Genomic DNA, 26,656 nt, shown 5'->3' with positions numbered 1-26,656 from the left:
GGAACTGCCGCGGCCCTCCTTCGTCGGGCCTTGCCACCGGGTTTCTCTGGTCGAGGTGACAGCAGGGCTGCCAGCAACGTCCCCACACATCGACGCATCCAAGCGACCTTCCACACGCGTCTGACCGGGGTTGCGATCAGCCGAGCATGGCGATCGGTTCGCCTGAAAAGCGGAAGTTCGGATTGCCGCAACGCATCCGTCGCCGGGGATAGAGAGCCTCGCCCCTGGTTAGCTTGCCATCGAGTTACCTGCTACCGATGCCCGTGACTTCTGCTGCCTGATCTCAGCGTGTAGATTCCCGGCCAGTTCCTCCAATGTCTCTCCGCAACGCACGTTGGAGAGACCGCTGTTCTTGGGCATGAAGTTGATTCGCATGGCGACCCAGCCTCCGGACATGTCGGTGATCTGCCAGCCGGGGAATCTGTTGAGCACTTGCTGCACGGTCAGGGGCACGGCTGTGCTCCGGCGATCAGTGACGAGAGCGGATGCGACATGCGCAGTTGCGTGTAGCGAAGGGCGACGCGGTGGGCGGCGCGGGCCGGCTGAGTGAAGGGGTGGCCTGCGTAGATCGGTCGGTGTCTGCGTGGGTTCCAGCCGGTGCGCCACCAGTACGTGCCGTCCGCACACCAAACGATCAGCCCGACCCAGACCGACACCATGGGCGTGCCGTAGTCGTGATGGACGTCGGCAGTGATTCCCTCGTCCGCAAGGGCGGCGGCCAGTTGTTGTGCGGCGGCCAAAGGGTGAGGCGGTAGTTCGTTCATGTACTGAGCGTTGCCGTCATGAAACCGCAGGTGAACGGCCTAGTGCTGCTGGTGGTACGGGTATTCCCGTCACGAATATCGGTTCGGCCGAGGTCAGCGGCTTAACCTAGCGTTGTGACCCAGATACCGCCGCAGTTCTGGTCCGGGCCAGTCGTGGCCGCCGCTCTCGCCGAGTGCGATCTACCAACCATCCTCGAAGAGGTGCGGCGGGCGCACGGTTGGACGCAGGGCCAGCTCGCTGAGGCGGTCGGCTACTCCCAGAGTTGGGTGTCCAAGGTGTTGCGTGGTCGTCAGCCGCTCACTGTGGACCAGGTCCGGGAGATATCCATCCAGATCGGGGTGCCGCTTCATTTGCTCCGATTCGGAACCCGAGGGGATGACGATCCGACGAAGCGCAGAGATTTCGGCAAGGCGCTGGCGTTGACCGCGCTGGCGGGGGTGGCCCTGCCCAAGCGGCCCGATGTGGACGAGACGACGGCCGCCACGCTGACCAGCATCACGGGCGCCCAGCGTCGGTTGGAGGCGGTCACGCCTGCGCGCGAACTCGCCAGGCCGGCTGTGGCGCAGGTCGATCTTGCGAGCCGCGTTCTCGGCCGCGCGTCGCGGTCTCCGCATGCTGACGAGATCCGGGCCGGTCTGAGCGAGGCGGCGGGCTTCGCGGCCTGGGTGCATGCCGACATGCAGGACACCGGTTCGGCGCGTTTCTACTACCGGCGCGCCATCGACAGCGCGCGACGGGCCAACCATGCGCTGCTGGCGGCGTACATGATCGGTAGTCTGGCCGCGTTCGAGATCGACGCCGACGATCCGCTGATTGGACTGAATCTCCTGGTGCGGGCGCGGTGGGAGATCGGTGAGCGGCCACCGGCCATCGCTCGTGCGTGGCTGTCGAGTCTCGAAGCGCTCGGCCATGCGACCGCGCGAGACGAGGCGGCAGCGCTTCAGGCGTTGGGCGCGGCTGAGGAGGCGGTACGGGCTGGTGAACGGGCCGCCGCGCCGCCTTGGCCATGGGTGTTCCCGTTCGATCACGCCAAGCTGGCGGGGTATCGGGCTCTGGTGATGGTACGGCTCAAGCGGCCGGTTGAAGCCGTTGCCGCGTTCAATGAGTCGCTTTCGTCGGCCCAGCCCGGCGCGAAGCAGCGGGGTGTGCTCATGACGGAGGTGGCGACGGCTGAGGCCATGTCGGGGCGCTATGACGAGGCGCTGTATCTGGCTTCCAACGCGCTTACGGTGGCGACGACGTATGGCTCCGAGCGTGTCCTGCACCGGGTCAAGAACTTCCGACGATCGTATGCCGGGCCGTCGTCCGGCGCTTTGCGCTCGTTCGACGAGCGTCTTCACGCCACTCTGATCTAGGGGAATCATGGTTCGCATCGCTGTGTCCGGCCACCGGGGCTTGCCGGAGGAGACCGCCGTACTGATCGACGGGGCGGTACGCCAGGCGCTCGCGGAGTACGGTCCTGAAGTCGCCGGGTTGTCCTGCCTGGCGGACGGGGCTGATCAGATCTTCGCTCGCGCGGTACTCGACCTCGGCGGCGTGCTGGAAGCCGTGATCCCTGCCAAGGAGTATCGGGATGGGTTGCCGGGCGAGTGCCAGGCTGCGTACGACGAGTTGCTGGGCCGGGCGGTCCGGACTCACAGGCTGGACTTTGTGGAGTCCACCGCGGAGTCGCACATGGCGGCCAGTGCGCGGATGCTGGACGACGTCGAGGTGTTGTTCGCCGTCTGGGACGGGCAGCCGGCCCGAGGTTATGGCGGGACTGCTGACGTGGTGGCCGAGGCGCAGCGGCTGGAGGTGCCCGTGCGGGTGATCTGGCCTGATGGGGCCCGGCGAGATTAGGAGCCTCTAGACCTAGAGGTGATCTCTCTAGGTCTAGAGGCGCGGGCCCTACCGGTCCTCGTCTGCTTGCTGTCGTGCGATCTTGCGAGCGGTGGCGATCCGTTGGCGTGCTACCTCAGCCCAAAAGCCTCTCCGTGGCGGTGGCCGCTTCCGGCATAGCGCCATTCGCCTACCGTCACGGTCTTCTCCGGATCGGGAGGCGCAGTGCCCATGATCAGCCGGGCTTGCTCGGCACGGAAGCCGGCGCGGGCCTGTCGAATGTCCCCGAGTCTGATCGAGTAGTGGCGGGACTTGGTGGAGAAGTGTCCCCGGTAGCCGAGCATGTGCGCCCACCGCCGCAGGAGCAGGGTTCGGTAGGGCTGGAGCTCGGCGAGACTGAAACAGGTGTAGATCATGCGGCGGGCGTGCTCGGTGACCTCCAACCTGGCGATCTCCCCGGCATGTCGAATCGGACGGTCAACGGTGCCTGCAGACTCGGCTCCCTTGGTGGCGTACTTGGCCACGTACGCGGCGACTCGCTGATCGCTCAACCCGCCCAGCTCGGCCGAGACGTAGACCGGCCGTATGTCGAGCTGATCGCCCCACCGGACGGGCGAGGGCGGTCCGTCCTCTATTCGGACCGCGACCTGATCGGCGGTCCGGCGTATGGCCCGGTCGAGCAGGTCGATAGTGATGTGGTCCGGAGGGTGGTCGGCGGGTCCGTCCGGTCCGTCGAGTCTGACGACGGCATGGAAGTGGACCATGCCGCGCGCTTGGTGCTCGGCGACCTTGGCGTACGAGAGGCGGACCGTCCGGCGTAGCTTCATTCGGGTGATGCCGAGCAGGCGGGCCAGGACGCTCGGCATCGTCTTGGCGAACTCCCGCCAGAGGACGCCCGCGTGAGCGTTCCACAGGACGGCTCCGATGTAGTCGTAGCAGTCCACGCACAGGGGCTGTCCGACCTGGACGTCATCGCGCTCATGACGCAAACCGCAACCCTTCGACCGGCCATGCTCGCAGACGGGACGGTTCGGGCGCGGACGACATGGGAGTGTCCGGCCGGACTGCTCGCGGTGGGCGTGGACGACTCCGAAGGAGGGGGCGGTGAAGGTGACGAACGCCCGGGGATGCTGGCTGACCTCCTCCGGAACGCCCTTGCCGCCGCGTAGGCCAGTGATGATCAGGTGGTACGTGTCGTCCTTGTAGACCGCCGAGCAGGCCGGGCATCTGGACGCGCGCCGGTTGCCGCATGCTGTGAGTAGGAAGCCGGTTGGCTCGTCGGCGGTCCGGTACATGTCGAGGACTTCGCCCGTCCGGCTGTCCAGCGTGTACCTCTCGCCGTGCAGCCGGACCGGTTGGGCGCAGCCGCCCGTGGCGTGGACCATCTGTTGCCAGCGGGCGAAGTCGGGCATGGCCGCTCGCTGCATCACGGCCAGCATCTCGGGTGACAGGTGAGGAACCTCGCTCATGCGGCGTCCTTCCCGGAGGAGCCGTCGGGCGGTGTCAACGACGGCCGAATTCTGACCCCCTGACGACGGTTGAATCTTGACCCCCTGGTCTTGTCGTTGGTTACTGCTCGTGCTCAGAGCGGACCGGTGGGACCCGGCCCAGGTCGCGGTTCTTCAGCCGGTAGCTGTCTCCCTTCAGTGAGATGACTTCGGCGTGGTGGACGAGACGGTCGATCATGGCGGCGGCGACCACGTCGTCGCCGAACACCTCGCCCCAGCGGCCGAAGGGCTTGTTGGACGTGACGATCAGCGAGGCGCGTTCGTAGCGGCTGGAGACCAGCTGGAAGAACAAGTTGGCAGCCTCGGACTCGAACGGGATGTAGCCCACCTCGTCGACGATCAGGACCGGGATGCGGGCCAGCTTGATCAACTCGTCCTGCAAGCGGCCGGCGGCGTGCGCGTCTGCCAGACGGGCCACCCACTCTGCAGCGGTGGCGAAAGCGACCCGATGGCCGGCTTGGCAGGCGCGGATGCCCAGGCCGATCGACAGGTGCGTTTTGCCGGTGCCGGGCGGGCCGAGGAAGACTACGTTGTCTTTGGCGGTGACGAAGTCCAGCGTGCTCAGATGCGCGATGGCCTCGCGTTTGAGAGAGCGCTGGTGGTCGTAGTCGAAATCCTCCAGGGCCTTGCGGGCCGGGAAGCGCGCGGCGCGGATGCGGGCCTCGCCGCCGTGGGAGTCGCGGGCGGCCACTTCACGTTGCAGGCAGGCGGCCAGGAACTCCTCATGACTCCAGGACTCGGCGCGGGCCCGTTCGGCTAGCCGCTCGATGGCCGCTGCCAGTGAAGGTGCCTTCAGCACGCGGGTCAGGTAGGCCAGCTCGGCGCCGATGTTGCGGCCGCTGGCTGCCGCCGTTGACGCGGTGGCGGCGCTGGTTCGTGCGGCCATCACGCCACCGTCTCGATGCCGAGCAGGGCGTCGTAGTCGCTGAGCTGGCGTTGTTCCACCTCGGTGTCGATCGGCGTGGCCACGGCCTGCAGCCGGGCCGCGCGCAGCGTCGCCGCGGCCCTGGCGTGAGCGGGGTCGGTGAGCGTCTGGTGGACATCCCAGCAGCGCTCGTGCCGGGCCACCACCTGCCCCGCGCAGGTCACCGTGACCTGCTCCAGGTCGGCGACGACCTCGACCAGGCGGCCGATCGCCGACGGGTGGACGGAGTAGTCGTTGGAGGCGACGCGCACGTAGTGATCGCGCGCCAGCCGGGTCGCGCTGCGCCAGCCCACGGTCGGCGGCACGGGCGGCAACGCGACCATCGCTGCCCGATCCGCGCTGATCCGGTCCGCCGGGCGGCAGTCCAGGCGCCGGTGATGGCGCTGGTTAGCCCGCTGCAGCCAACCCTCCAGCTGGGTGTTGAAGTCGTGCGGGCCGGTGAAGGCCCGGCCCGGCAGGAACGAGGTTTCCAGATAGCCGTTGGCTCGCTCCACCAGGCCTTTGGCCTCCGGATCGGCTGGCCGGCACTGCAGGATGCGGGCGCCGAGAGTGCCGCGGAAGGCTTCGGCGTCCTGGGTGAGCTGCGGGCGTCCGCCCTTCCATGCCCCGATGGCGCCCTCGTTGTCCCACACCAGCGTCTTGGGGGTGGCTCCGAGCAGGGACAGCAACGTCCACATCCCGGCGAACAGGTCCCCGGCCGCCCGGGAGGGGATCATCCGGGCCAGCAGCCAGCGCGAGTAGCCGCAGACCAGGACCAACACCGGCAGACTCATCCCTCGGTCGGGGCCAACCGGGATACGTGCCGGCGGGAACCAGAGATCGCATTGGGCTAGCTCGCCCGGCTGGTAGCTGGTGCGCGAGGCAGGATCGAGCGGCCGGTACTCCGGCCGGATCTGCCGGATGCGGTCCTTGAGCACGGTCATCGATCGCTGCCAGCCGATCCGCTCGGCGATCACTGTCGCGGGCATGTCCGGCCACTGCCGCAGCAGCGCCCGGATCTGCGGTTCTACCGCGTCCACGATCGACTTCTTACCCGGCCGTTGATACTTCGGCGGCTCCTCGGCCGCCAGCGCCCGCCGCACCGTGTTCCTGGCGATGCCCAGATGCCGCGCGATCGCTTTGATGGGCATGCCCTCGGCCCGGTGCAACCGGCGGATCTCCGCCCAGTCCTCCACCTTGATCACCCTCCAGAGTGAACTGCAAGGGGGGTCAGATTTCGGCCGTCGCCTGGGGGTCAGTATTCACGCGTCGTCGACAGGGCGGGGTTTGGCGGGCGACGCATACGCCGAGCACGGTGGCGATGCGCTGCCACTTCTCTTCTGACCAGCGAGGGGATCGTGCGGCTTGCTGCTTGCCCCACTCCTGGGCAGACAGCTCGTTCGGTTGGTTCAGGTGGCCTCCTCAGCTCGTGGGCGGGAGCCACCGCCGTACCTGACGAGCACGGCCAGATACCGGCGCCTAGGCAGCCCGAAGACAGCCTTTGGCGGTGGTACCAGCAGCGAGAGAACAGGAATGGAGTGCGGCGAGAAGGTGAATGGCGCGCTCGGTGTTGACACCTACCGTCGGGCCGGGAAGTCCGACGGGTCATTAGTGGTCGTGGATGTGCTTTCCCGGAATCGTCTATGCGCCTTGAGGTGATTCGCCGAGATGTTCGCTGCGGTCGTGCTGTAGAGGGACGGTGGCTCTTGGTGTGAGTACGTTGTACCACTCTGAGAACGCGTTTACGCAGGTCGGAGTTCCTATGGCGACGGGAGTGCAGACGTCCGGCACGTACCGTGGGCGTCCGGTTGTGTCCGTAGAAGTCCGGCTGTCGCCGATAGTTCGGAGGTAAAGTAAGAAGGCTGTCGCCCTTGGGTAAGGGAGACAGCCTTCTGGGGACGTCCTGGGCGTCCTGTGCTCAGCCTTCTCGCCAGATCGGCTCAAGCAGATCCGGGTTGAACTTCCTGCGCCCCTTGCCAGAGGGATAGATGATCACTGCCAGGAGGGCCTCGCGGATGTAGGACCGCTTGATGGTGAGGGGCAGCCCGCCGTCCTCCTCTGCCAGGTACCAGCGCCGTCGGATCTCGGTGATGTCGGTGTCGGAGCGGGCTTGGCGGCGTTGGGCGGCAGCGGTGAAGTTCTGCGCCTCGGTACGGAGGCGGGCGATCCGCTTCTCCAAGTCCGGGGCCACCGAGAAGAACAGTTCGTTGGTGATGTTCCCTGCGGTCCACTGGACCCGAAGCTCCTCCAGGCGGGACTTCGCATCCTCGTACTCCGCCTTTCCAGACCATTCGACGGGATCAGCGGAGGCGGCGAGTTGGACTTCTTCCAGCTTGGCGAGGACCGCCTCCGAGATGTAGAGATCGACCATGTCACCGCGCCGGCCGACGCCGCCACAGCCGCCGGCTGTCTTGGTCGGGCAGAGGTAGATGTGCTGAATGCAGTCCTTGCTGTGGGTGACGCGGAGGGACGCGTTGCAGAGGGAGCCGTCGGGCTTGGAACGGCCGCAGCGCAGGAAGCCTGTGAGGAGGTAGTTCGGCTCGCGGAAGTCCGGCGTGAGGATGTGGCCGACTCGCCCGTCTCGGTAGATGAAATGGCCCTTTCGGGCGTCGAAGATGTTCTTAACCGCCATCCACTGCTCAGGCGAGACGATCGGCTCCCACTGCCCGACCACGGGATTTCCTGTCGAGTCGCGGACGAGTTCGCCGTTGATCTCCCGCCAGCCGCAGACCCGAGGGTTCTGTACCGTCAGCTTGAGCGAACTGGGCAGCCATTCATTGCCGAGCGAGGTCTTTACACCCTCCTGGCGCCACTGGTTGGTGATGGAGTACAGCGAGCGTCCAGCGATCAGGTCGAGGATCGCCTGCCGTACGAGCGGTGCTTCTTGGGGGTCGAGGGCGAGCCGGTCGGGCTTCCAGCCGAACGGGCGTGTGCCGCCGACGGGTAGACCCTGCTCAGCGCGCATACGGTGCGAGCGGCGCATGCGGCGCTGCATCTTGCGGACCTCCATCTTGGAGATCACGGCGCCGAAGAGCCCCATGCTCTCTGTGTCCTCGCTGTAGAGATCCTTCGTGCCGCGAGCATCGGCGAACACGCGGCCGTCCTGGTAAGTGATTGCTTCGACGAAGCGCTCGTAGTCGCCGGGACGCCGAGCGAGCCGGTCTTCGGCGACGATGACGACGCCTTGCACCGCCGTACCGTTCGGCAGTTCGCCCGCCCGCAGAGCCCGTAGCATTGCCTCGAAGTCGTCGCGTACGACGTCGGCTTTCGCCGCTGATTTGTCGTTGTCCGTGTACTCATGGACGACCGTCCACCCCTGCCGCGCTGCCGTCTCCCGGTTGAGCCTGTGCTGGTCCTGCACACCGTGCTCGTCTCGCCTGATGTCGGCGGATATGCGAGCGTAGGAGACGACTGGGACATTGGTCATGTAACTCTCCTCGCATGAATTGTTGCGGAGAGTTAAGTTCTACCACCAGCAATATCTTTTTAAAGTGCCGAACGGATATTGCGGGATCGGCGGCACCGGTGTCACCTGTCCGGTGGGCATCGCACCCGCCGGCGAGTGAGCAAAGCGGACTTCGCCGGGTTCCATGCTGCGGAACGCCTGGGCCTGCCTTCCCTGATGACCTGCGCGGCATGGAAACCTACGATCAGCCGGTCGCTTGCCTGGATTCTTCGTGGCCGTCGGCTGCGCTGCCGGATTGACGTCAACCGATGAGGCGTCTGCGCCAGTCGATCTGCGTGACGGTGATGGCCTGGTCCGGATCGCCGTTCCATTCGGCGGGGAGGCCGGCCAGTTCGAGCGCGGCCACGACCTCACGGCCGATGGTCGATGTGGTGGCCGGCGAGCCGTCGAAGCCGCCGTACAGGAGCGTCAGGCCATGTCCGGCTGCGGCGGCGTCCGTGCACTGGCTGTGGAAGAAGACGTAACCTCGGGCGTCCGGTGAGCCCGCGCCGCCGATCTCCGTTCGGCCGCACGAACCGCAGCAGGTGAAGTTCTCTTTCGCCGTGATGCCGGCGGCCGCCAAGGCTGTGAAGGCGCGGGTGAGTCGATCGGGGTCGGTTTCGCCCTCCCAGGCAGCCTGCTCCTGGACGCGCTCCAGCCATAGCCGGTCGGCTAGTTCGCGGGCCTGTTCAGGGGAGACAGGCCGGCGATCGCCTGACACCAGGTACTCCTCCGCGACCTCGGCCAGTTCCGCTCTGGTCGCATATCCGCCGGTGGCCACCTCGCGGATGCGCGCCTCGAGGCTCGCACGATCGTCCTCTTCCAGGTCGAGCGGCGGAGTCGGTTCGGGCGTACCCAGGTCCAACGGGGTCCAGGCAAGCACGGATCGCCAGCTGTCCTCTTGGCGTGCCCACGCGGTCATGGCTGCGATCACCGGCTCGGGCCTGTCGAGGATGAGCTGGAAGTGCCGGTCGGCCCCGCCTTCACGATGCTCGAGCGTATAGTCGCCTCCGTCGTGCCACACCTGCATGAAGACGTCTGGCAGGTCGGGGATCCGCTGAAGGATCAGGAACCTGTAGTTCCGCGGCCCCAGCCCACCGACCAGTCCGGCGATGTCCTCCTCGCCCGCACGCACGAACCGGCGACCGTCCTCGGTCACCATAGTGATCGCCAGCATGCCGCCCATCCTGGCACCACCCTCCGAAGTCGTCATCCAATGAGGACCGCCGGGCTGGGCTGATCTTCGTATTTGGCCAACCTGACCTCCCAATTCCGCCGCCTGGACGGCAGGACGGCAGCGGGACGCTACATGCCGTCATTCGAGCGCGTCTGGGCGGCTGGATCGTGGGCAGGAGCGGAGATCTGAAAGGCAGCTCACCGCCCCGGGATCGCGGTTCTGTGCAGAAAGATGTACAGTTTATGCATGACTGTTCTGCACGACGCGACTGAGCTGAGCGTCACGGAGGCGGCCCAGCGAGGGGTTGCCCGCCTGGTGGCTGATGCGGAGCAGGGGACTGATCTGGTCGTTACCCGTCGGCATCAGCCAGTGGCGGCTGTGGTAAGCATTCGCCGACTCAATGAGTTGGAGGAAGCGGCGGCTGATCTGCGTGATCTGGCGCTTGTGCTCGCTCGGTCGGTCACGGACACGGGGGAGCGGGTCTCGCTCGATGAGGTGCTTGCCGCCTTCGGCCATACTCGCGAGTCACTGGCCGCCATCCCGGACGACGAGTGAGCCGTGTCCGACGTCGTCTTCACGGCGCCGGCGGTCGACGACCTCCGACGCATCGGCCCGGACGCGGCGCCCAAGGTACTCAAAAAGATTCTTCTCCTGCTGGACAACCCTGAGGCGGGTTACCCGCTCGGCGGTGAACTGACCGGTTTCCGGAAGCTGGTGGTCGGCCGCAACACCTGGCGTGTCGTTTACCGCATCACCGAGGACAAGTCGGTGGAGATCTGCGAGGTCTGGGCTGTCGGTGAGCGGGCCGACGCGGAAGTGTACGTGGAGGCGACGGCGAGGGTTCGTGAGGCGGGTGCTGACCGTCCCGAGATCATCCAGCTTGGCCAGGTGATCGAGCGTCTTGGCGCGCTGGCCGATCATATTCGGGTGGAGAAAGCACCCCCTAGAGAACCGGTTCCGGATTGGCTCGCTGACCGGTTGATACACACGGTGGGGATGGCCCGCGAGGACGTTGCTGCTCTTGACCTCCAAGAGGCCGTCGACTTGTGGGCTGAGTACCGGTCCAAGCCCCGTTAGGTTGCTGCCCATCTATTGCCCGAGGCGAAGTGCTACCACCAGCAGTACCTTTTTAAGGTGCCGAACGGGTATTGCGGGATCGGCGGCACGGGCGTGGCCTGCCCCGTCGGCCTGACGACCGGCGAGGACGAACGGCGAGGACGAACGGTCGTCGCAGGGACGACCTAGAGAAGCCCGCGGTCTCTGGCCCAGCCCGGAAGCTCAGGTCCTGTGCAGGGAAGGCGCATCCCGGAGGCTCGTAGAGCGTCCACGTGGTTGCAAATCTCGACCAGAGTCATTTTGCCGAGCCCCTGCAGTCGGGTCAGCAGCCATATGGTGCCGTGGATCTTGAGTCCATTCGCCCGGCCCACCTTCGTCGCGTCTCGGTCATCCGTGAGTGCAACCAAGCCATGTACCTGAGCCGCGGCGAAGACACTGGCTTCTCCCTTGTCGTAATCGTCGCTGGTGCCGAGCAGCTGGCTCCATGTGTCGAAGGCGATGAGCTCTTCGACCGAATCCTGCGGTTGGACTCGCAACCACTCAAGTTCCGTGAGGCGCTGCAGCGAGGGACACTCATCGGAGTATTTGCCCAGCTCGTCGACAACTACAAGAGTCGTGGACATCTCCGTGACACTTGCTCCTAGAACGTCGAGCCGGTCGGCCTTGGCAAAGTGAAGGAGCACCATGGTGTCAGTCACGAGCGGAGGCAAAGGGCCGATTGGCTTCGATTCGGTCACGGGCGCTCTTCCGTCTCAGCTATCGGAGGCAGATCCGTCTCGCTCTTGAGCTGTCCGTGCATAAGCTCCAGAGCTCGGTGACTGGTGATCCGACCGTTCTTGTACGCCGTCATCACCGCGTGGGCGAAGTTTGGAGATACGCGGATCTCGTCCAAATCCGGCTGAGGTGTCCAGCCCAGTGAATCCCTGAACTCCGCGAAGGTCGGTGGACAGGTCCGCAGGTCCTTCTCTTCGTTCTGGCTGATTGCATCGGCGACTCTTGCCTGCCGCAGCGCGAGACTCCAGGACGTCCGGTACTCCGCCGCGAGACGAACCAACTCCGCTCTGGTGAGGGCAGTCGATGGCGCAGTACGCCGGATCGCCTCAACTGGCAGGAGAAGCTCAGCGGCGAAGGTGTCTATCACGGCTTCACGAGCTTCGCGGGAGGTGCCTACTCCCAGGTCGGTGGAGTATTCATCGCCCAGAATCAGGTGGCCGAGTTCATGGGCGGCAGTGGTTCGCCGCCGTCCGGGATCACCGCTGATGGAGACGACGGCGGCAGCCACGTCACCGTCTATAGCCGAAGCACCTTCTCCAGAAAGATCGGTCACCAGGACGAACTGGCCACACCGTTCACACAGGCCGGCGAGCGATTCGATGGGGGCGAGCCCCAAATCCAGTTCGGCTCTCAGCCACCGGGCCGCATCTGCAGCCGCCGCTGGCCCATCGACCTTGCCGTTGTATCGCTTGATGGGGATGAGTTTTAGCGCCTCGAGAGAAACCAGGAGTCGGATCTCCCGAATCCAGGCCGCGAGAGCCACATCCATGCGATAGGAAGCCTGTGCGGCAGGCGACGCCGTGTCCTCGGCCAGAGGCGGGCGGTGGGACATAACGGCTGGAGGCGCGTTGAGGAAATGGCCCATTGGAAGATCGAGTGCTCGGGCCAGTCGTACGAGTTCCAGAGCGTCGAGACGCCTTGTGCCCGCCTCGATCTTACTGACCATGGTTCTGTCGAGGCCGGTCAGCTCGGCCAGCTGCTCCTGGGAGAGCCGCATGGCCAGCCGTGACTCGCGGACTCGCGCGCCGATGTCGGTCCAATCGAGCGTGCTCATGGTGCGATAATCGCACACTCGTCGGCGAGGTGGCCACTGGCACACACCTTGAGTGCGACTTCTTTACCTAAGGCTGTCGCCAAGTTGTGCCATAGCCACTCATGTCACGTCTTGCCTATTGGTGCGCGAGGTGAACTGCTACCACCAGCAATACCTTTTTAAAGTGCCGAACGGGTACTGCGGAATCGGCGGCACCGGGGTGGCCTGTCCGGTCGGGTTGACGTCTGGTGAGGCCTGACAAGCTCTTCTGGGCACTAAGCCTTGGCCGCGGGGGTGAGCACCTCCACGCCGCTCGCCTTAAGGGCAGCCCGCAGGTCGGGTGGCGGTGTGGTGTCGGTGATCAGGTAGTCGGCAGCGCCTAGTTCCGACACTTGGGCGAACAGTCGGCGGCCGAATTTGGACGAGTCGGCGAGGATCGCCACGCGGGCCGCACGGGAGATCATCTCCTGCATCATCGCGGCCTCGGCGAGGTTGCTCGTCGTGTAGCCGGCGTCGGCGGCGACCGCGCCGACGCCGATCAGCGCCAGATCGCAGCTGATGTCCAGCTCGGCGCCGGTGTTGGCGCGGAAGCTGACCGGGCCGATCGTGGCGAGGGTGAGCGCGCGCACCGCGCCGCCGAAGACGTAGATGTCGCGGATGGCCGTAGGCGGGAGCGCGCTCGGCACCAGCAGATTGTTCGTCGCCACCGTGAGGTCGCGGTGCTGGCCCAGACTGCGGGCGAGCGCAAGAGTGGTCGTCCCGCCGTTGATCATGATGGTCGAGCCGTCCTCGACCAGTGTCGCGGCCAGTGCCCCGATCTTCTCCTTCTCCTGCTCCTGCACGGCAAGCCGCTGGTCGACGGCGCGGTCGGTGCGGGAGACCGTGGACAGGCTGACAGCGCCGCCGTATGTACGCACGAGGATGCCCTCGGCGGCCAGCTGATCGAGATCGCGTCGCACGGTGTCGATGGAGACGCCGAAGCGCTCGGCGAGCTCGCCCACCGTGACTTGGCCGGTGTCGGCCACGTACGCGGCCAGCTGAGCCTTGCGCCCTGCGGGTAGGTGGCGCTGCCGCTCGTCCCTGTCAACGCTCACTGATTCCCCCTTGTCAGTGCGGCAGTATGCCACAAGTCAGCGCCTACTGAGCATATTGCCGCATAGATCTGCTGAGAGCTGCAAGCGTGGGCAGGGTCGACCGAAGGCCGGTAGGGGCGGAGATCTTTACAGATCAGAGGGTGACAATAGCGTGCCGGATCCTGCTTCATGGCACCACATTATGCCGTAGTTCGCAGTTTTTTGCGGTTCTTCTCTTGTAGGTGTTCGTAACACGCTGCTAACGTGACGGCCAACTCGGCAGAGGACGGAAAGATCTCGTTATAGAAGGAGCCCGTCATGGCGGTTGGTGCAACCCGGGTGAAGCGAGTGATAGGGGCGGCGACAGCGGCTGCGACGGTCGCGTTCGTGGCGGCGTGCGGCTCGGGTGCCTCGGGCGACACCGCCGCGGACGGCAGTGTGACGCTGGAGTTCGCCCAGTGGTGGGGGTCCGAGCTCCCTGCCGGGGAGTTCGACAAGATCGTTAACGATTTCACCGCTCAGAACCCGAAGATCAAGATCAAGCTGCTGAGCGCGCCGTACGCGTCGACGAAGCAGCAGCTGATCACCGGCGCCGCGTCGAAGACCCTGCCCGACGTGGTGGGTCTCGACGGCGCCTGGGTCAACGACTTCGCCAAGCAGGGCGCGATCACCGATCTGTCCAAGCTGATGGCCGACGCGAAGTACGACGCCGGCGAGCTCGCCAGTCAGGTGCAGGTCAAGGGCAAGACCTACATGATCCCGGTGGTCAACTTCGTCTACCCGCTCTTCGTCAACAAGGACCTGCTCACCAAGGCCGGCGTCGCCGAGGTGCCCACCACGCGCACCCAGTTCCTCGACGCGGCCAAGAAGATCAGCGCAACCGGCGGTGACGTGAAGGGCTGGGCGCTCCCGCTCGACAGCGCCGTCCCCAACGGCATCCAGAACGACGTCATGTCCTGGCTCTGGGCGTCCGGTGGCAGCATGCTGACCGACGGCAAGCCAAACCTGACCGGCGCGCCGGTCAAGAGCGTGGTCGAGTACGTGAAGAGCCTGAACGACGCGGGCGTCATCGCCCCCGGCTCGCTCACCATGAAAGAGCAGGACAAGGTCGAGAAGTTCACCAACGGCCAGGTCGGCATGATGATCGACTCGCTCGCGCACATCAACCTGATCAAGAAGAACAAGCCGGATCTGAAGTTCGAGGTGGCGGCCCTTCCGGCTGAGGACGGCTACACCGGCAAGCGCGGCATCCCGTACGCGTCGTGGGGTATCGGCATCTCCAACTCCACCGAGCACAAGGCCGAGGCGTTCAAGTTCGTGTCCTACCTGCTCAGCCAGGAGACCAACGCGAAGCTGAGCACGATCGCGAACGGCTTCCCGGGTAACAAGAACGCCAAGCCGGACTTCAGCAACAGTGACCCGCTGTTCAAGACCGCTTTCGACATCTACCAGCAGGGCTACCCCGCCAACGAGTTCGTCGGCCTGCCCAAGTCCGAGGACCTGATGCGCAGCTTCGACGAGCAGCTCCAGCTCGTGCTGACCGGCAAGACCAGTGTCGACGCCGCCCTCGCCAAGTCGCAGGAGTCCTGGTCCTCGGTGATCGGGTAGCCCGCCCGGGCGCCGTGCCGGTCCCCCGGCGCGGCGCGCGATCAAGGAGAAAGCGATGACATCCATGACGGCACCGAAGATGGCGCCGCCCACCGAGGAACGGGTCACACCCGGCCGGACCCGCTCCACCCTGGCCAGGCGCCTGATCCCGTACGGCTATCTGTCCCCCACGGTGCTTTTGATCGTGGTCCTGATGGTGGTCCCCATCGTCATGGTGATCAGCTACTCGTTCCAGGACAACGTGATCGTCCAGGAGAACCCGGTGTTCGCCGGGTTCGCCAACTACACCACGGTGCTCACCGACCCGGACTTCCTGGCGGCGCTGGAGAACACCGCCATCTTCATCTCGGTCAGCACCGTGGCCCACCTGGTCCTCGGCCTGGCCTTCGCGATGATGCTCAACACCCAGTTGCTGGGCGGGGTCGCCAAGGCCGTTTTCCGAATCGTCTACATCCTGCCCTGGCTGTTCACGATCGCGGTGATCGCCGTCATCTGGCGGCTGCTGCTCGACCCGTCCGGTGTGGTCAACTACGTGCTGCACGCGCTGGGTCTCATTCAGGAGGGCGTGAACTGGCTCGGCGACCCGGGCAAGGCGCTCTGGGCGGTCACGTTCGTCAACATCTGGTCCGGCTACCCGTTCTTCATGATCAGCCTGCTCGCCGGGCTGCAGGGCATCCCCAACGACCTGTACGAAGCGGCCGCGATGGACGGGTCGAACTGGTTCCAGCGGTTCATGCACGTGACGCTGCCCCAACTAAGACCGGTGATCGTCAGCATGGGAGTGCTCGACCTGATCTGGACGTCCCAGCAGTTCGCACTGATCTGGATGACGACCGGCGGCGGGCCGCTGAACGCCACCGAGATGCTCAGCACCTACACCTACAAGCAAGCCTTCAGCGAGTACGAGTTCGCGACCGCGTCCGCCGCCGCCGTGATCGTGCTGCTGCTGACGATGATCCTGGCCTTCTTCTACGTACGCCAGCAAAGGGAGCGGTGAGAGAAGCATGGCCACCACCATCAAGACCCGTCGCACCCTCGCCAAGGCCGGCGTCATCACCGGCCTCGTCATCGGCGGGCTGTTCGCCGGCCTGCCGGTCCTGTGGCTGCTGTCCACCTCGTTCAAGAGCAACGGAGAAGTCTTCCAGAATCCGCCGAAGCTCGTCACCAACAGCTTCTCGTTCGACGCCTACGCGGAGATTCTGGGCAACGGTACCCAGCTGCGGTACTTCCTCAACAGCTACATCGTCGCCTTCGCGGTGACCATCCTGACGCTGCTGGTGGCCGTCCTGGCCGGGTTCGCCTTCAGCCGCTTCACGTTCCCGTTCCAGAAGAGCATCAACGCCGTGATCGTCGGTGTCCAGGCCGTGCCGCCGATCACGCTGGTCATTCCGTACTTCGGGCTCGTCGTCGGGCTCGGGCTGTACAACACCTATCCCGGCCTGATCCTCACGCACATGGTGTTCACGCTCCCGTACGCGATCATCATGATCACCGCGTACCTGAACACGCTGCCACGAGAGCTGGACGAGTCCGTCAAGGTCGACGGCGGCACCAGCTGGACCGCGCTGTGGCGGATCCTGGTGCCGATCTCGGTGCCCGGTCTGATCGCGGTCGGCGTGTACACGTTCATGATCTCGTGGAACGAGTACCTGTTCGCGCTCACTCTGACCCGTACCGACGACATGCGCACCGTGCCGATCGGCATCCAACTGCTCATGGGCCAGCACTCGTACGAGTGGAACCAGATGATGGCGATGAGCATCCTCGGGTCCATTCCGGTCCTCCTCCTCTTCCTCCTGTTCCAGCGACGGTTCATCGGTGGGCTCACCGCCGGCGCCGTCAAGGCCTGACACACCCAGCACGCAAAAGGAGAGAACGCACAAAATGCTGACGACCGGCAAGGCGATCCTGGACGTCGCCAACGAACACAGCTTCGCCGTGCCCGCCTTCAACATCAGCGACTGGGCGATGTTCAAGGGGATCGTGGAGATCAGCGAGGAGATGAACGCCCCCCTGATCGTCGGGATCCACCCGGACGAGGTTCGGCACATCGGCCGCGAGATGATCACCGGCATCGTCGAGCGGTCGCACAACTCGAGCGTCCCGATCGCGATCCACTGGGACCACGGCGCCACCTATGAGCAGATCCTGCAGGCGATCCAGTACGGCTTCACCTCCGTGATGATCGACGGGTCGCTGAAGCCGTTCGAGGAGAACATCGCGATCACCAAGAAGGTCACCGACTCCGCGCACGTTCTCGGCGTGTCGGTGGAGGGCGAGCTCGGCACGATCGGCGGGAACGACAGCTACGCCGAGGCGGGCGCCGCCGAGATCATCTACACCGACCCTGATGACGCGGTCACGTTCGTCGAGCAGACCGGCGTGGACAGCCTCGCCGTCGCGATCGGGACGTTCCACGGCCTCTACCCGGCCCACCTCAAGCCAGAGCTGAAGCTCGACCTGCTCAAGGAGATCAAGAGCCGGGTGCAGATCCCCCTGGTGCTGCACGGCGGCTCAGGCAACCCGGACGACGAGATTCGCGAGGCGGCGCGAATCGGTATCAACAAGATCAACATCTCCACCGATATCAAGGTCGCCTACCACGACAAGATGCGCGAGGTGCTGGGCAACGATCGGAAGGTGCGCGAGCCGAACGCCATCCAGCCCGCCTGCATCGAGGCCATGAAGGTGGTCGCCGCCCAGAAGATCGAGCTGTTCGGCGCCGCCGGCAAGGGCTCGCTCTACTGACATGGCAGACGCGTCCCGGATAATCCTGGGCCTCGGCGGTTGCGTCGACTACGAGTTGAAGCTGACCACCAGTGTCCTGGAACAGCTTGTCGCCGAGTACGGCATCGTGGCCGCGGAACTGACGTCGCCGGCCACGGTGACCACTGAGCGGGACCTCGTGGTGTCGATCCTCGGGTACGTTGCCCGGGGCGGAGGCGGCGAACACTTCGTCGCCTCCGCCCCGGCGCTGTCGACCTTCGCGAACCGGTTCCCGCATCGGGAGACTCTGGGCGGCACCTCGGTGCGGGGCGGGATCGTGATGAGCCGGCTCGGCGTGCCGTCCACGCTGCACCTGGTCAGCGTCAACGACACCTTCCGCCGGCTGCTGCCGGCGGACTGCGAGTACATCAACAGCGGTGTCGAGGACACCTTCTACCCACACCTGATCGTCCAGTACGACAAGGGCCTGCGGGTCCGGGCGAGCGACATCGACATCGTCGCGCCGTTCCCGAACCGCCTGATCTACGTCAACGACCCGGCGAACGCTGCCCTGCTGCTCACCGACGATCTCGGCGACCGGTTGGGCAAGGCGGACATCTTTCTGATCTCCGGATTCAACGCCATGCGCGACAAGGCGGAGCTCGACGAAAGGCTCGCCTCCCTGAAAGAGCACATGCGGCACTTGCCGTACGGGGCGGTGGCCTACTTCGAGGACGCGGCATACCACGAGCCCGCCTTCAGCCGCCGGGTCCGGGATGCGCTGCTCGACGAGATCAACGTGTACGGACTGAACGAGGACGAGCTGCAGTCGCACATCGGGCGCCCGGTCGACCTGCTCTCGGCCGAGGATGTCGCAGAGGCGCTCACGGCGGTGCACGCGCTCATCCCGGTGCCGACGCTGGTGCTGCACACGAAGTACTGGGCTGTGGCGCTCGGCGCAGGCGGTTACGCCGACGCCCTCGACACCGGCACGGTCATGGCGGCCACCCGCTACTGCCACGGCGACGAATTCAGCAAGGAGGACATCGAGCGTCTGCGCCGACTGGCCCGGCGGCCCGAGTCCGTCGCCTTCGCGGCGGCGCTGCGCTCGCGCATGGGGGCGACTGTCGATTGTGTCCCCGGCTTCGCACTCGACGTCCAGAACCCCACCACCGTCGGGCTCGGCGACACGTTCGTCGGCGGCTTCCTCGCGGAGCTGGCCCTGAAGGGACACCGATGACGGTCGAGGTGCTGCCTGCCAACCAGCCCGAGACGTTCTATCGCGGCGCCGGCCGGATCGCCGAGTTCCGCAACATGCCGCGGCTGCCCGACCGCCCGGAGGACTGGGTGGGCTCGGTGACCTCCAGGTTCGGGCTCGCCCCATCCGGACTGTCCACCCTGGCCGACGGCCGCGTGCTGGCGGAGGCGATCGCCGCGGACCCGCGCTGGTGGCTCGGCCCGGAACGCGCCGACACCGGCGTGCTGGTGAAGCTGCTCGACGCCGGCCAGCGGCTGCCATTGCATGTGCACCCTGACCGCCGCTTCGCCACCGCGCACCTCGCCTCGCCGTACGGGAAGACCGAGGCATGGGTGATCGTCTCCGCGCGGCCCGGCGCGTACGTCCATCTGGGCTTTGCGCGTGACGTGGAGGCCGCCGAGCTGGCCGGCTGGGTGGACGGGCAGAAGACTGAGGCCATGCTCGCCGCCACCAACAAAATCCCGGTTGCGGCCGGCGACGCGATCCTCTGCCCGGCCGGCCTGCCGCACGCGATCGGCGACGGCATCCTGCTGGTCGAGGTGCAGGAGCCGACCGACTTCTCGGTGCTGCTGGAGTACGAAGGCTTCGGCCTCGCCGGCGGCCACCTCGGCCTCGGCTATGACCTGGCCCTGCAGTGCGTCGACCGCGGCGCCTGGACGCCATCACGCCTCGACGAACTCCGCGGTACTCCGGCGCGACTGCTGCCCGAGGCCGCGGACGAGTTCTTCGCCGTTCGCCGCCTGTATGGCGGCGAACGCCTGGAACGTGGCTTCAGCGTGCTGGTCGTGGTGGCCGGAGAGGGCAGGCTGATCGGCGACAAGGACGACCTGTCGCTCCGGCGGGGAGACACGCTGCTGGTTCCGTACGCCGCCGGCCCGGTCCTGCTGGACGGCCAGGTGGAGGTCATCCGCCTCTCGGCGTCCGCCTGACTGCCACAGCGCGACCCCTATGTGTTGATGTGATCCCGTGCGCCAGCTTGACGGAGAAGGCGGAGGACCACACGGTCTACTGATCTACGCTGTGGTCGCGGCCACTGCCCTGCGCTCGGTGCGGCCGGCCATCGTTTGCGGCCAAGGCATCGAGAAGCGCGGACCGAGATCGGACGAGCGCGGTCTTCCAGGACCGCGCCACGGATCATGGTCGGCTCCTCGGTCTGCAATGTACAGACCGGGCTGAGAGACGTTCAGGGTGATGTTCCCTGTCGCGTCGATGTAGGAGAGGCCCGCGTCCGAGAGCCGCTTACGCACGGGTGGCGACAGATAGCGAGAGACGACAACCCCGCGGCTGCCTGGATGCTCGTCCGCCGCAGCATTCAACTGATGGAGCAGCGTAGCGGTGTCACGTCTCTCCACCACCCGCTTGGCCTCCACGACCAGCACGACCGAGGTTCCGTCCGGTGCTGTCACCTTCCAGAGAGCGTCGAAGCGAGCATCGAGCAGTCTGTGGCTCAGCGGTTGGATGTCCCACCCAGCTGGCAGGCGGTCAGCTAGCACAGTCATTCCGGCTCGCAGAACTTCAGCCTCGTTCTGAGGCTGTGACCTGGCCTCCATTGGTGCTGCCCAGTCCCTCGGTGTTCGGGAAAAAGCCGAACTCCGTTGGAGGCGGAGAGCGGGGATTTCCTGAACAGTCGGACGGAGTCGCTTGCTGCATGCGTCTCGAAGCCTGGTTGTCTGCGGGGGCAAGTTGTTGCCTGGAGATGAGTGCTATCACCAGCAGTACTGGGACGGTGAGTGCGTCGGCCGAGTACAGGCAGAAATGACTGCGGCGCGGACCCGTCGGCATCAGAGTGCCGAACGGGTGCTGCGGCACCGGCGTGGCCTGCCCGGTGGGGCTGACGTCGGGGAGTCGTGACCGGCCCTCGAAGTGCACTGCTGCTCTGTCCCGACACGCCCGGTCACGTGCGGACGGCCGTCGGCCTTTGATCGGTTGCTACAACTGGAGCGGCAGAGCATGCGATGTCTCCTACATGGCGCTTCCGGCCGGTAGACGGAAAGGTGGACAGTGCCGGGAGTCTCTGTGGCCCGGCGTGTGAAGCATCGTTCGTCTGCAGGAAGGCTTGGTCGCGTGTTCCGTCGTGTCGCCATCGTCAACCGTGGTGAGGCCGCTATGCGGCTCATCCACGCCGTACGGGATATCGCCGCGGAGATCGGGACACGGATCGAGACCGTCGCCCTGTACACCGACGTCGACCGCACGGCCACCTTCGTCCGTGAAGCCGATCTGTCCTACGAGCTCGGCCCCGCGTCCGCGCGCCCGTACCTCGATCTGAAGGTGCTGGAGCGCGCGCTGGTGGAGACCGGGGCCGACGCCGCATGGGTCGGCTGGGGCTTCGTCGCGGAGGACCCGGCCTTCGCGGAGTTGTGCGAGAAGGTCGGAGTCACCTTCGTCGGACCGAGTGCGGAAGCCATGCGCAAGCTCGGCGACAAGATCGGCGCGAAGCTGATCGCCGAGGAGGTCGGCGTGCCGGTCGCGCCGTGGAGCCGCGGTGCCGTGGAGACCCTGGACGCAGCTCTGGCGGCGGCGGCCGAGATCGGCTATCCGCTGATGCTGAAGGCGACCGCGGGCGGCGGCGGGCGTGGCATCCGCGTGGTCACGAACGAGGTCGAGCTCGCCGACGCCTACGAGCGCACCAGCCAGGAGGCCGCGCGGGCGTTCGGCAGCGGCATCGTGTTCCTGGAGCGGCTGGTCACCGGTGCCCGGCACGTCGAGGTTCAGGTGATCGCCGATGGTGCGGGCACCGCGTGGGCGCTCGGCGTCCGCGACTGCTCGGTGCAGCGGCGCAACCAGAAGGTCATCGAGGAGTCGGCGTCGCCGGTGCTCAGCCCCGTGCAGGCGGCCGAGCTCAAGGCGTCGGCCGAACGGCTGGCCGTCGCGGTCGGTTACCGCGGCGCGGCGACCGTCGAGTTCCTCTACCACCCCGGCGACAAGCTGTTCGCGTTCCTCGAGGTCAACACGCGCTTGCAGGTCGAGCATCCGATTACCGAGATCACCACCGGGTTCGACCTGGTCAAGGCTCAGCTGCGGGTGGCGTCCGGGGGCAGGCTCGAGGGGGAGCCGCCGGTGGAGCGCGGCCACGCCATCGAAGCCCGGCTGAACGCCGAGGACCCCGACCGCGACTTCGCGCCCGCCCCAGGTCGCATCGCGCGGCTCGACCTGCCCGCCGGGCCGGGCATCCGTGTCGACACCGGCGTCAGCGAGGGCGACACCATCCCCGCCGACTTCGATTCGATGATCGCGAAGATCATCGCCTACGGCCGTAACCGCGATGAGGCACTCGGCAGGCTGCGCCGGGCGATGGCGCAGACCAAGGTGATCATCGAGGGCGGCGCGACGAACAAGAGCTTCGTGCTCGACCTGCTCGACCAGCCCGAGGTGATCGACGCCGTCGCGGACACCGGCTGGATAGACCGCGTGCGCGGCGAGGGCAGGCTCGTCTCGCACCGGCACTCCGCCGTCGCGCTGGCGGTCGCCGCCATCGAGGCGTACGAGGAGGAGGAGCGCGCCGAGCGGCAGCGGCTGCTGTCGACGGCGTTCGGCGGACGCCCGCAGGTGCAGCACGAGAGCGGCCGGCCGCTGGACCTCAAGCTGCGTGGCGTCGCCTACCGGGTGCGCGTCGCGCGGGTCGGCGCGCATCGGTTCCGTGTCGGCGTCGAAGCAGGTGACGCCGTCCGCACCGCCGACGTCGAGCTCGACCGTTTCGACCGGCACACCGGGCAGATCGTGGTCAACGGCGCCCGCTACCGGATCCTCACCGGCACGCACGGGCCGATCCACCTGCTCGAGGTGGACGGCGTGACGCACCGGGTCAGCCGCGACGAGGGCGGCGTCGTCCGCTCGCCCGCACCCGCGCTGGTCGTCGCCACGCCGCTGGAGATCGGCGCCGAGGTCGAGGCGGGTGCGCCGGTGCTGGTGCTGGAGAGCATGAAGATGGAGACGGTGCTGCGGGCGCCGTTCAGGGCGCGGCTGAAGGAATGCGCCGTGTCCGTGGGCAGCCAGGTGGAGACGGGTGCACCGCTGCTGCGGCTCGAGCCGCTCGCCGACGACGGCGCCGAAGCCGAGGGCGTCTCGGCCGCCGGCTCCGTCAAGCTGGACCTGCCCGCCGCGCCCGGGAAGATCCCGGCGCGGGAGCGCGCCACGCGCGGCCAGGAGGACCTGCGCAGCCTGCTGCTGGGCTTCGACGTCGACCCGCACGACGAACGCCGGGTGCTCGACGAATACCTCGCCGCACGCCGGACGGCCACCGAGGACGGCCACCGGCCGCTGGCCGAGGAGCTCCAGCTCGTTGACGTGTTCGCCGACCTCGCCGAGCTGAGCCGCAACCGGCCGGCAGGCGAGGACGGCGGGGGCGCCGGCCACGTGCACAGCGCCCGCGAATACTTCCACACCTACCTGCAGAGCCTCGACGTGGAGCGGGCCGGCCTGCCGGAGGCGTTCCAGGGCAAGCTCGCCAAGGCGCTCGGGCACTACGGCGTCACCGAACTGGAGCGCTCTCCCGAGCTCGAGGCCGGCGTGTTCCGGATCTTCCTCGCTCAGCAACGCGCGTCCGCCAACGCCACGGTCGTCGCGACGTTGCTGCGCGCGTGGCTGCGGGAGCCGCCGCCGGACGAGGCGCTGCGTGAGCCCGCCGGTCTCGCGCTGGAGCGGCTGCTGGCGGCCACCCAGGTCCGCTTCCCCGTGGTCTCCGACCTCGCGCGCGGCGTGGTGTTCGCGTGGTTCGGCCGACCGCTGCTGCGCCGCAACCGCGCCCGCGTCTACGCCGACGTCCGCAAGAACCTGCGCCATCTGGACGCGCACCCGGACGCGCCGGACCGCGCCGAGCGCATCGCCGAGATGGTCCGCACCACCGAGCCGCTGGTGCGGCTGCTCGGCCAGCGGCTGGTCCGCGACGACCTGGACAACGCGGTCATGCTGGAGGTGCTGACCCGGCGGTACTACGGCAACAAGGGTCTCACCGGCGTCCGCACCAGCGAGGTCGCGGGTTGCACGTTCGTGGTCGCCGACCGCGCGGGCTCGTGCGTGGTCTCCTCCGCGGTGAGCTTCGAAGCGCTGGGTGGCGCGCTGCGCGGGCTCGCGGAGCTGGCGAGCGGCGAGGAGGCCATCGACGCCGACATCTATCTCGGCTGGGAGAACCAGCCAGAGGACTCCGACGCGATGGCGGCCGCGCTGCACGAGGTCGTCAGCGCCCACCCGCTGCCGGACCAGGTCCGCAGGCTCACCGCCACCGTCGCGGGCAGGGGCGGCGCGGTGATGCACCACCACTTCACGTTCCGCCCGTCGGCCGACGGGATGACCGAGGAGCGGCTGATCCGCGGCCTGCACCCGTACATCGCGCAGCGGATGCAGATCGAGCGGCTGGGCAAGTTCGACCTCACCCGGCTGCCGTCGTCGGACGAGGAGGTCTACCTCTTCCAGTGCGTGGCGCGGGAGAACCCGTCGGACGACCGCCTCGTCGCGTTCGCGCAGGTCCGCGACCTGACCGAGCTGCGCGAGCACGACGGCAGGCTGGTCGCGCTGCCGACGGTCGAGGACACCATCGCCACCTGCCTCGACTCGATCCGCCGCGCACAGTCGCGGCGGCCGTCGAAGAAACGCTTCAACACCAACCGGATCGTGGTCTACGTCTGGCCGCCGAGCGAGATCACCCGCGCGGAGATGGAGATGATCGCTGGGCGCGTGCGGCCGACGACCGCGGGCGCCGGGCTGGAGGAGATCCTGTTCATCGCGCGGCAGCGCGACCGGAAGACCGGCGAGTTGACCAAGATCGCCGTACGCATCTCCTTCGACGCCACCGGCGGAGCCGAGCTGACCGTCGGCGAGCCGTCGGACGAGCCGGTGGAGCCGGTCGACGACTATCGGCTGAAGGTGCTGCGGGCGAGCAGCCGCAACACGGTGTACCCGTACGAGCTGACCGGCCTGCTGGGCGACTTCGTCGAGCACGACCTCGACGACGACCACCTGTTGGTGCCGGTCGATCGGCCGAAGGGGCGCAACACCGCGGCGATCGTCGCGGGCGTGGTCACCACGCCGACCCGGCGGCACCCGGAGGGCGTCACCAGGGTCGTGCTGCTCGGCGACCCGACGAAGGCCCTCGGCGCGCTGTCCGAGCCGGAGTGCCGCCGCGTGATCGCCGCGCTGGACCTGGCGGAGCGGATGCAGGTGCCGCTGGAGTGGTACGCGCTGTCCGCCGGCGCCCGGATCTCCATGGAGTCGGGCACCGAGAACATGGACTGGGTGGCCGCGGCCCTCAAGCGGATCGTCGAGTTCACCCAGGACGGCGGCGAGATCAACATCGTGGTCGCGGGCATCAACGTCGGCGCGCAGCCGTACTGGAACGCCGAGGCGACGATGCTCATGCACACCAAGGGCATCCTCGTGATGACGCCGGACTCGGCGATGGTGCTCACCGGCAAGCAATCGCTCGACTTCTCCGGTGGCGTCTCGGCCGAGGACAACTTCGGCATCGGCGGCTACGACCGGGTGATGGGCCCGAACGGGCAGGCGCAGTACTGGGCTCCGAACCTGTCCGCCGCCCGGGACGTGCTGATGTCGTACTACGACCACACGTACGTCGCACCCGGCGAGAAGGCGCCGCGGCGGGCGAAGACCACCGACCCCGTCAACCGTGACATCTCCGACTTCCCGCATGCGGTGGCGGACAGCGACTTCGCCACCGTCGGTGAGATCTTCTCCGCCGAGGCCAACCCGGACCGCAAGAAGCCGTTCGACATCCGGACCGTGATGCGGGCGCTCTCCGACCAGGACCATCCGGTGCTGGAACGCTGGGCGGGCATGGCCGACGCGGAGACCACGGTGGTGCAGGACGTGCATCTCGGCGGCATGCCGGTGTGCCTGCTCGGCATCGAGTCACGGTCGGTGCCGCGACGCGGCTTCCCGCCCACCGATGGCCCGGATGCCTACACTGCGGGCACGCTGTTCCCGCGGTCGTCGAAGAAGGCCGCGCGGGCGATCAACGCGGCCAGCGGCAACCGGCCGCTGGTGGTGCTCGCGAACCTGTCGGGCTTCGACGGCTCGCCGGAGTCGATGCGGAAGCTGCAACTGGAGTACGGTGCCGAGATCGGCCGCGCGATCGTGAACTTCCGCGGACCCATCGTGTTCTGCGTGATCTCGCGGTACCACGGCGGAGCGTTTGTGGTGTTCTCGAAGGCGCTGAACCCGAACATGACCGTGCTCGCGTTGGAAGGGTCGTTCGCCTCGGTGCTCGGCGGCGCCCCCGCCGCCGCGGTGGTGTTCTCCGGCGACGTCGACGCCCGCACCGCGGCGGACCCGCGCGTGCGGGACCTGGAGGCCCGCATCGCGGCCGCCTCCGGCACCGACCGCGCCGCGTTGACCGCGGAGCTCGACGAGCTCCGCTCGTCGGTGCGCGTGGAGAAGCTCGGCGAGGTGGCCGCGAAGTTCGACCGCGTGCACAACATCCAGCGCGCGGTCGAGGTCGGATCCGTCGACGCCGTCATCCGCGCCGCGGAACTGCGTCCACGGATCATCGAGGCGATCGAGTCCCGCCTGCGCTGAC

21 protein-coding genes and 1 pseudogene are annotated in these 26,656 nt (G+C 67.1%); 12 read left to right on the top strand and 10 right to left on the bottom strand.

The window, feature by feature from the left end; translation table 11 throughout:
* Positions 1-443 precede the first annotated feature (443 nt).
* A complete protein-coding gene (locus ABD830_RS38260) occupies positions 444-764 on the bottom strand; it encodes a hypothetical protein (RefSeq protein WP_344998550.1) in 321 nt (106 codons plus the stop codon).
* Between the two features lie 114 nt (positions 765-878).
* Between ABD830_RS38260 and ABD830_RS38255 the strand changes: the two genes are divergently transcribed.
* Positions 879-2,120: a helix-turn-helix domain-containing protein gene (locus ABD830_RS38255; RefSeq protein WP_344998548.1), complete on the top strand. Its 1,242-nt coding sequence runs from the start codon at positions 879-881 to the stop codon at positions 2,118-2,120.
* Between the two features lie 7 nt (positions 2,121-2,127).
* A complete protein-coding gene (locus ABD830_RS38250; RefSeq protein WP_344998546.1) occupies positions 2,128-2,604 on the top strand; it encodes a hypothetical protein in 477 nt (158 codons plus the stop codon).
* Between the two features lie 110 nt (positions 2,605-2,714).
* Here ABD830_RS38250 and ABD830_RS38245 read toward each other — a convergent pair whose 3' ends face one another.
* The 4 genes from ABD830_RS38245 to ABD830_RS38230 all read right to left on the bottom strand — a co-directional run bounded on the left by ABD830_RS38245 (position 2,715) and on the right by ABD830_RS38230 (position 8,422).
* Positions 2,715-4,052, bottom strand: a complete 1,338-nt coding sequence (locus ABD830_RS38245; RefSeq protein WP_344998543.1) for a replication initiator — start codon at positions 4,050-4,052, stop codon at positions 2,715-2,717.
* A gap of 100 nt (positions 4,053-4,152) precedes the next feature.
* On the bottom strand, positions 4,153-4,977 hold the full coding sequence (gene istB / locus ABD830_RS38240; RefSeq protein ID WP_344998541.1) for an IS21-like element helper ATPase IstB: 825 nt from the start codon (positions 4,975-4,977) through the stop codon (positions 4,153-4,155).
* Positions 4,977-6,200, bottom strand: coding sequence for an IS21 family transposase (gene istA / locus ABD830_RS38235; RefSeq protein WP_344998539.1), 1,224 nt, complete (start codon positions 6,198-6,200; stop codon positions 4,977-4,979). The genes istB and istA overlap by 1 nt, the downstream gene beginning before the upstream one ends.
* A 713-nt stretch (positions 6,201-6,913) precedes the next feature.
* Positions 6,914-8,422, bottom strand: coding sequence for a recombinase family protein (locus ABD830_RS38230; protein ID WP_344998537.1), 1,509 nt, complete (start codon positions 8,420-8,422; stop codon positions 6,914-6,916).
* 40 nt (positions 8,423-8,462) lie between these two features.
* Here ABD830_RS38230 and ABD830_RS38225 point away from each other — a divergent pair.
* Positions 8,463-8,561, top strand: a pseudogene (locus ABD830_RS38225) (peptide-methionine (S)-S-oxide reductase MsrA); the annotation flags it as partial.
* 141 nt (positions 8,562-8,702) lie between these two features.
* Here ABD830_RS38225 and ABD830_RS38220 read toward each other — a convergent pair.
* A complete protein-coding gene (locus ABD830_RS38220) occupies positions 8,703-9,617 on the bottom strand; it encodes a DUF6891 domain-containing protein (protein WP_344998535.1) in 915 nt (304 codons plus the stop codon).
* A 246-nt stretch (positions 9,618-9,863) separates the two neighbouring features.
* Here ABD830_RS38220 and ABD830_RS38215 point away from each other — a divergent pair, with 246 nt between their 5' ends.
* Together ABD830_RS38215 and ABD830_RS38210 are read left to right on the top strand one after the other, a co-directional pair.
* A complete protein-coding gene (locus ABD830_RS38215; protein ID WP_344998533.1) occupies positions 9,864-10,172 on the top strand; it encodes a type II toxin-antitoxin system prevent-host-death family antitoxin in 309 nt (102 codons plus the stop codon).
* A gap of 3 nt (positions 10,173-10,175) precedes the next feature.
* Positions 10,176-10,694 carry a type II toxin-antitoxin system RelE family toxin gene (locus tag ABD830_RS38210; protein WP_344998531.1) on the top strand — a complete coding sequence of 173 codons (519 nt, stop codon included), beginning with the start codon at positions 10,176-10,178 and terminating at the stop codon, positions 10,692-10,694.
* 164 nt (positions 10,695-10,858) lie between these two features.
* Here ABD830_RS38210 and ABD830_RS38205 read toward each other — a convergent pair whose 3' ends face one another.
* The 3 genes from ABD830_RS38205 to ABD830_RS38190 form a co-directional block, all read right to left on the bottom strand.
* Complete coding sequence (locus tag ABD830_RS38205) at positions 10,859-11,371, bottom strand: PIN domain-containing protein (RefSeq protein WP_344998529.1); 513 nt, start codon at positions 11,369-11,371, stop codon at positions 10,859-10,861.
* A 35-nt stretch (positions 11,372-11,406) separates the two neighbouring features.
* The gene (locus ABD830_RS38200) at positions 11,407-12,501 is read right to left on the bottom strand and encodes a helix-turn-helix domain-containing protein (protein WP_344998527.1); all 1,095 of its coding nucleotides are present in this window, start codon (positions 12,499-12,501) and stop codon (positions 11,407-11,409) included.
* Between the two features lie 254 nt (positions 12,502-12,755).
* Positions 12,756-13,574 carry a DeoR/GlpR family DNA-binding transcription regulator gene (locus ABD830_RS38190; RefSeq protein WP_344998525.1) on the bottom strand — a complete coding sequence of 273 codons (819 nt, stop codon included), beginning with the start codon at positions 13,572-13,574 and terminating at the stop codon, positions 12,756-12,758.
* Positions 13,575-13,871: 297 nt separating this feature from the next.
* Here ABD830_RS38190 and ABD830_RS38185 point away from each other — a divergent pair, with 297 nt between their 5' ends.
* The 6 genes from ABD830_RS38185 to ABD830_RS38160 are packed head-to-tail and all read left to right on the top strand — an operon-like array spanning position 13,872 to position 20,054.
* The gene (locus tag ABD830_RS38185) at positions 13,872-15,161 is read left to right on the top strand and encodes an ABC transporter substrate-binding protein (RefSeq protein WP_344998523.1); all 1,290 of its coding nucleotides are present in this window, start codon (positions 13,872-13,874) and stop codon (positions 15,159-15,161) included.
* A 55-nt stretch (positions 15,162-15,216) separates the two neighbouring features.
* Positions 15,217-16,158, top strand: coding sequence for a carbohydrate ABC transporter permease (locus tag ABD830_RS38180; protein WP_344998521.1), 942 nt, complete (start codon positions 15,217-15,219; stop codon positions 16,156-16,158).
* Between the two features lie 7 nt (positions 16,159-16,165).
* Positions 16,166-17,011, top strand: coding sequence for a carbohydrate ABC transporter permease (locus tag ABD830_RS38175; RefSeq protein WP_344998518.1), 846 nt, complete (start codon positions 16,166-16,168; stop codon positions 17,009-17,011).
* A 34-nt stretch (positions 17,012-17,045) separates the two neighbouring features.
* Positions 17,046-17,909 (top strand): ketose-bisphosphate aldolase, encoded by an 864-nt coding sequence (locus ABD830_RS38170; RefSeq protein ID WP_344998516.1) that lies wholly within the window; start codon positions 17,046-17,048, stop codon positions 17,907-17,909.
* A gap of 1 nt (position 17,910) precedes the next feature.
* Entirely contained in the window at positions 17,911-19,107 is a 1,197-nt protein-coding gene (locus ABD830_RS38165) for an ADP-dependent glucokinase/phosphofructokinase (protein ID WP_344998513.1), read from the top strand.
* Positions 19,104-20,054 carry a class I mannose-6-phosphate isomerase gene (locus ABD830_RS38160; RefSeq protein ID WP_344998510.1) on the top strand — a complete coding sequence of 317 codons (951 nt, stop codon included), beginning with the start codon at positions 19,104-19,106 and terminating at the stop codon, positions 20,052-20,054. The genes ABD830_RS38165 and ABD830_RS38160 overlap by 4 nt, the downstream gene beginning before the upstream one ends.
* Positions 20,055-20,138: 84 nt before the next feature.
* Here the strand turns inward: ABD830_RS38160 and ABD830_RS38155 are convergent, their stop codons facing one another.
* Positions 20,139-20,504, bottom strand: a complete 366-nt coding sequence (locus tag ABD830_RS38155; protein WP_344998508.1) for a hypothetical protein — start codon at positions 20,502-20,504, stop codon at positions 20,139-20,141.
* Positions 20,505-21,189: 685 nt separating this feature from the next.
* On the opposite strand from ABD830_RS38155, the gene ABD830_RS38150 reads away from it, so the two are divergent.
* Positions 21,190-26,655: an ATP-binding protein gene (locus ABD830_RS38150; RefSeq protein WP_344998506.1), complete on the top strand. Its 5,466-nt coding sequence runs from the start codon at positions 21,190-21,192 to the stop codon at positions 26,653-26,655.
* Position 26,656 lies beyond the last annotated feature (1 nt).

The sequence above is a fragment of the Nonomuraea helvata genome (assembly GCF_039535785.1).
Lineage (GTDB): Bacteria > Actinomycetota > Actinomycetes > Streptosporangiales > Streptosporangiaceae > Nonomuraea > Nonomuraea helvata.
This window is presented reverse-complemented; position numbering and strand designations above follow the sequence as displayed.

Bases quoted from the DNA above. Each gene is read 5' to 3' on its own strand.
- ABD830_RS38260 (WP_344998550.1), bottom strand. From the start codon at position 764: ATGAACGAACTACCGCCTCACCCTTTGGCCGCCGCACAACAACTGGCC.
- ABD830_RS38250 (WP_344998546.1), top strand. From the start codon at position 2,128: ATGGTTCGCATCGCTGTGTCCGGCCACCGGGGCTTGCCGGAGGAGACC.
- ABD830_RS38245 (WP_344998543.1), bottom strand. From the start codon at position 4,052: ATGAGCGAGGTTCCTCACCTGTCACCCGAGATGCTGGCCGTGATGCAG.
- istB (WP_344998541.1), bottom strand. From the start codon at position 4,977: ATGGCCGCACGAACCAGCGCCGCCACCGCGTCAACGGCGGCAGCCAGC.
- ABD830_RS38230 (WP_344998537.1), bottom strand. From the start codon at position 8,422: ATGACCAATGTCCCAGTCGTCTCCTACGCTCGCATATCCGCCGACATC.
- ABD830_RS38220 (WP_344998535.1), bottom strand. From the start codon at position 9,617: ATGCTGGCGATCACTATGGTGACCGAGGACGGTCGCCGGTTCGTGCGT.
- ABD830_RS38215 (WP_344998533.1), top strand. From the start codon at position 9,864: ATGACTGTTCTGCACGACGCGACTGAGCTGAGCGTCACGGAGGCGGCC.
- ABD830_RS38200 (WP_344998527.1), bottom strand. From the start codon at position 12,501: ATGAGCACGCTCGATTGGACCGACATCGGCGCGCGAGTCCGCGAGTCA.
- ABD830_RS38185 (WP_344998523.1), top strand. From the start codon at position 13,872: ATGGCGGTTGGTGCAACCCGGGTGAAGCGAGTGATAGGGGCGGCGACA.
- ABD830_RS38180 (WP_344998521.1), top strand. From the start codon at position 15,217: ATGACATCCATGACGGCACCGAAGATGGCGCCGCCCACCGAGGAACGG.
- ABD830_RS38175 (WP_344998518.1), top strand. From the start codon at position 16,166: ATGGCCACCACCATCAAGACCCGTCGCACCCTCGCCAAGGCCGGCGTC.
- ABD830_RS38170 (WP_344998516.1), top strand. From the start codon at position 17,046: ATGCTGACGACCGGCAAGGCGATCCTGGACGTCGCCAACGAACACAGC.
- ABD830_RS38165 (WP_344998513.1), top strand. From the start codon at position 17,911: ATGGCAGACGCGTCCCGGATAATCCTGGGCCTCGGCGGTTGCGTCGAC.
- ABD830_RS38160 (WP_344998510.1), top strand. From the start codon at position 19,104: ATGACGGTCGAGGTGCTGCCTGCCAACCAGCCCGAGACGTTCTATCGC.